General features: G+C 72.3%; 4 protein-coding genes. 3 read left to right on the forward strand and 1 reads right to left on the reverse strand.

The features are described from left to right. Window positions 1–288: 288 nt before the first annotated feature. Window positions 289–1,398 carry an MBL fold metallo-hydrolase gene (locus tag L0H79_RS20440; protein WP_301486481.1) on the reverse strand — a complete coding sequence of 370 codons (1,110 nt, stop codon included), beginning with the start codon at window positions 1,396–1,398 and terminating at the stop codon, window positions 289–291. A 174-nt stretch (window positions 1,399–1,572) separates the two neighbouring features. Between L0H79_RS20440 and L0H79_RS20445 the strand changes: the two genes are divergently transcribed. The 3 genes from L0H79_RS20445 to L0H79_RS20455 are packed head-to-tail and all read left to right on the forward strand — an operon-like array spanning window position 1,573 to window position 5,068. Beyond that, window positions 1,573–2,307 (forward strand): succinate dehydrogenase cytochrome b subunit, encoded by a 735-nt coding sequence (locus L0H79_RS20445; protein WP_301486482.1) that lies wholly within the window; start codon window positions 1,573–1,575, stop codon window positions 2,305–2,307. Next, the gene (locus L0H79_RS20450) at window positions 2,304–4,337 is read left to right on the forward strand and encodes a fumarate reductase/succinate dehydrogenase flavoprotein subunit (RefSeq protein ID WP_301486483.1); all 2,034 of its coding nucleotides are present in this window, start codon (window positions 2,304–2,306) and stop codon (window positions 4,335–4,337) included. The genes L0H79_RS20445 and L0H79_RS20450 overlap by 4 nt, the downstream gene beginning before the upstream one ends. Further along, window positions 4,334–5,068, forward strand: a complete 735-nt coding sequence (locus L0H79_RS20455; protein ID WP_301486484.1) for a succinate dehydrogenase/fumarate reductase iron-sulfur subunit — start codon at window positions 4,334–4,336, stop codon at window positions 5,066–5,068. Before L0H79_RS20450 ends, L0H79_RS20455 begins: the two co-directional genes overlap by 4 nt. Window positions 5,069–5,189: the final 121 nt, after the last annotated feature.

Consider the following 5,189-nt stretch of genomic DNA (forward strand, 5'->3'; position numbering starts at 1 on the left):
GGAGTCACGTCGCAGCTCATGTCGCAGTCAGCCCCGTTCCTGAGCACAACCATCGAACGGTTGTGCGACATGACACGCGACCAGGGCCGCGACATGACACGCGACCAGGGCTGCGACATGACACGCGACATGACACGCGACCAGGGCTGCGACATGACACGCGACCAGAGCCGCGACATGACAGCGACGCGGGGATCGGCAAGAGCCGACCTGCCCAGAGCACCGCCGAGGAAGCAGCCCTGACCGACGCAGGCAGTGAACCCCACGACGCTCCTGGCCCGGGGCGCCTCAGTCGTGGTCGTCCGGTGAAGCCGCAGCACGCCACCACGGGTCGCCGAAGCGCGCGGCCACCGCGCCGGAGTCGACCGCGCCGGAGTCGACCGCGCCGGAGTCGACCGCGGCGAGGTCGACCCGCTCGCCCACCCGCGGCGCGATCACCGGCACCTCGGCCTGGGCGGCCGCACGCAGGGTGCGCCGGATCGGCTCGCTCCACCAGTGCATCGCCAGGTTGAAGGTCCCCCAATGCACCGGCAGCATCACCGCTGTCGGCCCGCCCCGCGTCACAGCACGGTGCACGCCGATTGCCTGCTCGGGCGTCACGTGCACTTCCGGCCAGTAGTCGCTGTAGGCGCCGACGGGGACGAGCGTGAGGTCGACCGGGCCGAGGTCTCGCCCGACCTCCTCGAAGCAGCGCGACGGGCCGGTGTCGCCGGCGAACCACACCGACCGATGCTCGCCGCGCAGCAACCAGCCGGCCCACAGAGTCGCGTTGCGGACGAACCCTCGTCCCGAGAAGTGGCGGGCTTCCGTACAGACGAGGCGTATGCCGCCGAGCTCGGTCTCCGCGCGCCAGTCCAGGGCGGTGATCCGCTCCTCAGGCACGCCCCACGTCGCCAGGTGCACGTCCACGCCGATCGGCACGACGTAGTGCGGGGCGTGGCTCCGCTCCAGCTCGGCGATCGTCGGCTCGTCGAGGTGGTCGTAGTGGTCGTGCGAGATGAGCACTCCGTCGAGGGGCGGCAGGTCGTTGACGCGGCAGGGAACCGGGTGGAGTCGGCGCGGCCCGACGAGCAGGGACGGCGAGACCCGGTCGCCGAAGACGGGATCGAGCAGGAACCGGCGCCCCTCGAGCTCCACGATGCTCGACGCGTGCCCGAGCCAGGTCACCGCGAGCTCGCTTGCGGGAGTGGGGAACTCGGGACGCAGCACAGGCACGGGGCGGGCCGGGTGTCCCTGGCGTCGTGCGCGCAGCGCGGCCACGGCCGGGTTGTCTCGCCCGTCCCGGCCGGCCAGGGACTCGGCGATGGCGTGGGTCGGCTCGGGCGACACGAAGGCGCCGTCCCGGAAGTTCGGGGAGCCGGCAGCGCGGGCGTGCAGGGCAGCGGTCGGCGCGCCCATGCGACGCAGGATCGGGCCGGTCATCAGGGCTGCGCCGAGGGGTCGAGAAGGCTAGGCATGCCTTCTATCTTCGCCGAAGGACTCCTGGGGCCGAACACAACGGTCGCAACCGCCGGGTTCGCGAGGTGCCGGGGCCCACGTCCTGAACGCTAGGGTGGCGCTTGGAGGTCGCCGATGCAGTCCACTCCACCGATCGCGGCGGCCGACCGGGCCGCCCTCCGACCGAGGACCATGGTGCCGTCGTGGGCGCTGAAGGTCACCATGGCGGTCTCCGGCCTGACCTGGCTCGCGTTCGTCCTGGTCCACCTCGTCGGCAACCTCAAGGTCTACGCGGGGGCATCCGCCTTCAACGCGTATGCCGCGTGGCTGCGTGAGGTGCTCGTGCCGCTCGCCCCGCACGGGGGTGTGCTCTGGGCGCTGCGAGTCGTCCTCGCGGTCCTGCTCGTGGCACATGTCTGGGCCGCGGCGATCCTGACGGCTCGGGCTCGCTCTGCTCGCGGCCCTCATCGGGCGCGGCTGCACTCGTGGCGTTCGTTCGTCGCCAGCACCATGCCGGTCACCGGTCTGGTCATCCTCGGCTTCATCGTGCTTCACCTGCTCGACCTCACCCTGGGGGTCCAGCCCGTCGCACCATCCGCTTTCCGGGCAGAGGGCTCCGGCGCCTTCTTCGCCCACGAGAACCTCGTGGCGAGCCTGTCCCGACCGTGGTCTGCCGCTGTCTACATCCTGACGATGCTGCTCCTTGCCGGACACGTCCTGCACGGGACGACGGTCGCCGTCCAGGACCTCGGTGGCATGGGTCGCACCCTGCGGGCCGGGGCGACGTGGGTCGGTGCGATCCTCGCGGTGGCGATCCTGCTCGGCAACGCGGGGATCCCGATAGCCGTCCTGCTGGGGGTGGTCACATGAGCGCCGACCGACATGAGGACACGACCGAGCGCCAGCGTGGGCGGCCCGGAGCGGCGGGAAGAGGCGCGGCAACCGGCGTGAGCGGTGCAGCCTCGACCCTCCTCGACGGGCGGGCGCCCGACGGCGACCCCGCCACCGCGTGGGCACGCCGCCGGGCGGCATACCGGCTCGTCGCCCCGGCGGCTCGACGCCGGTTCAGGATCGCGGTCGTGGGCACCGGTCTGGCGGGCGCGGGAGCCGCGGCGGCGCTCGGCGAGCTCGGCTACAGCGTGGAGGCGTTCACCTACCACGACGCTCCCCGGCGGGCACACAGCGTCGCCGCCCAGGGTGGGATCAACGCGGCCCGCGTCACCGGGGTCGACGGGGACTCGGTGCAGCGCTTCGTGGCCGACACGATCAAGGGAGGCGACTTCCGGGCGCGGGAGGCCGACGCCTTCCGGCTGGCCGAGGAGTCGGTGCGGGTCATCGACCACCTCAACGCGATCGGCGCGCCCTTCGCCCGGGAGTACGGCGGCAGCCTCGCAACCCGCTCCTTCGGCGGCGTCCAGGTGTCGCGTACCTACTACACCCGTGGCCAAACCGGCCAGCAGCTGCAGGTGGCGAGCTCCCAGGCGCTGCTGCGGCAGGTCCGAGCGGGGTCGGTGCGCCTGCACACCCGGACCGAGATGCTCGACCTGATCGTCGCGGACGGGCGGTGCCAGGGGCTGGTCGTGCGTGACCTCGTCTCCGGGCAGGTCCGGGCGCACCCCGCCCATGCGGTGGTGCTGGCCTCGGGCGGCTACGGCAGCATCTTCTTCCACTCGACCCTGGCTCTCGCGTCGAACGCGTCCGCCGCATGGCGGGCGCACCGAGGCGGGGCGCTGCTCGCGTATCCCTCGTTCGTCCAGTTCCACCCCACGGCCCTGCCGGTGGGCGACCCGTTGCAGGCCAAGACGACCCTGATGAGCGAGTCCCTGCGCAACGACGGCCGAGTCTGGGTACCCGCGCGGGCCGGGGACGAACGGCCACCCGGCGAGATTCCCGAGACGCAGCGTGACTACTACCTCGAGCGCATGTACCCCGCCTACGGCAACCTCAGCCCGCGGGACGTCTCGTCCCGGGCGGCGACCGCCCAGATCCGCTCCGGCAAGGGCGTCGGCCCGCTGCGCAACAGCGTCTACCTGGACTTCGGCGATGCACTGTCCACCTTGGGTCGACCCGTGCTCGCACAGCGGTACGGCAACCTGTTCGAGCTGTACGAGCGTGCGACGGGAGAGGACCCGTACCGGGTGCCGATGCGGATCGCCCCGGCTGCGCACTTCACGATGGGCGGGCTGTGGAGCGACTACGACCTGATGACCTCGCTCCCGGGTCTGTTCGTCGCGGGCGAGGCGGGGTGGGCCTATCACGGGGCCAACCGACTCGGAGCCAACTCGCTGCTGTCGGCCTGTGTCGACGGGTGGTTCACGATCCCCGTGGCGCTACCGGACTACCTTGCGCCGCTGCTCGGTTCGGCCCTGCCGGGCCCCGACCACCCAGCCTGCCGGGCAGCCCTCGAGCGGGTGTCGGGTCGGGTCGCGGCACTGCTCGCGGTGGGCGGCACCCGTGGTCCCGCGCATTTCCACCGGGCCCTCGGTGAGATCCTCTACGAAGGCTGCGGGGTCACCAGGGACGCCACCGGCCTGCGCCGCGCAGCCGAGCAGGTGCGCTCGCTGCGGGCCCGGTTCTGGGCGGACGTGCGCGTGACAGGCAGCGGCACCTCGCTCAACCAGGTGCTCGAGAAGGCGGGCCGCGTCGCGGACTTCCTCGAGCTGGCCGAGCTGATGTGCGTGGACGCCCTCGACCGGGACGAGTCGTGCGGCGCCCACTTCCGAGCCGAGCACCAGGTCGCCGGGGAGGCCCGGCGCGACGACGCGCACTGGACGTTCTGCTCGGCGTGGCAGACGCGTCCCGAGCACCCCACCGCCGACCCCGGGGACCTGGACTTCACCCGTCACGACGAACCGTTGCGGTTCAGTGCGGTCCCCCTCGCGACCCGGAGCTATGCATGAGACTGACCGTGCGGGTATGGCGTCAGGCGGGCCCCGATGCGCCCGGCCACCTCGAGCAGCACGAGCTTGACGGCCTCAGCCCCCAGCTGAGCATCCTCGACCTGCTCGACCGGCTGAACGAGGCTCTCGTCGACGCCGGGCAGGAGGCGGTCGCCGTCGAGTCCGACTGTCGGGAGGGAGTCTGCGGCGCCTGCGGTGTGACCGTGGACGGCCGCGCCCATGGACCGCAGGCCGGCCTGCCCACCTGCCTGCAGCAGATCGGCGCCTTCGCCGACGGGGCGACGGTGCGCATCGAGCCGCTGCGCTCCGCGGCTTTCCCGGTCGTGCGGGACCTGGTCGTCGACCGCTCGGCGCTCGACCGGCTCATCGAGGCAGGCGGCCACGTCGCCGTCGATGCCGGAACGGCGACCGACGCCAACGCCCTGCCCGTGCCCACGGACGTTGCCGAACAGGCCCTCGACTTCGCCGCCTGCATCGGCTGCGGAGCCTGTGTGGCGGCCTGCCCCAACGGGTCGGCGCACCTGTTCGCCGGGGCCAAGCTGCTGCACCTGGCCCACCTGCCGAGCCCCTCGCAGGAGCGCTCGCGGCGCGCTCGGCAGCTGACGGCGCAGCTGGAGGCCGAGTTCGGTCCCTGTTCGCTCTACGGCGAGTGCGCCGAGGTCTGCCCGGCCGGCATCCCGCTACGGGCGGTAGCAGCGGTCCCGCACGAACGGCTGCGCGCCCGCCGTTGACGCGAGCTCCCCCCGGCGGCGGTGCGGCCTGCAGCACTGACACTAACGTGACATCATAAAAGTGTTGACATGGTGCGTCCTGGAAGCTGTGTCTGGCCGGCGGGTGTGAGTCCCGTCCCGG

It is taken from the genome of Intrasporangium sp., from assembly GCF_030452765.1.
In the GTDB taxonomy this organism is placed as follows: Bacteria; Actinomycetota; Actinomycetes; order Actinomycetales; family Dermatophilaceae; genus Intrasporangium_A.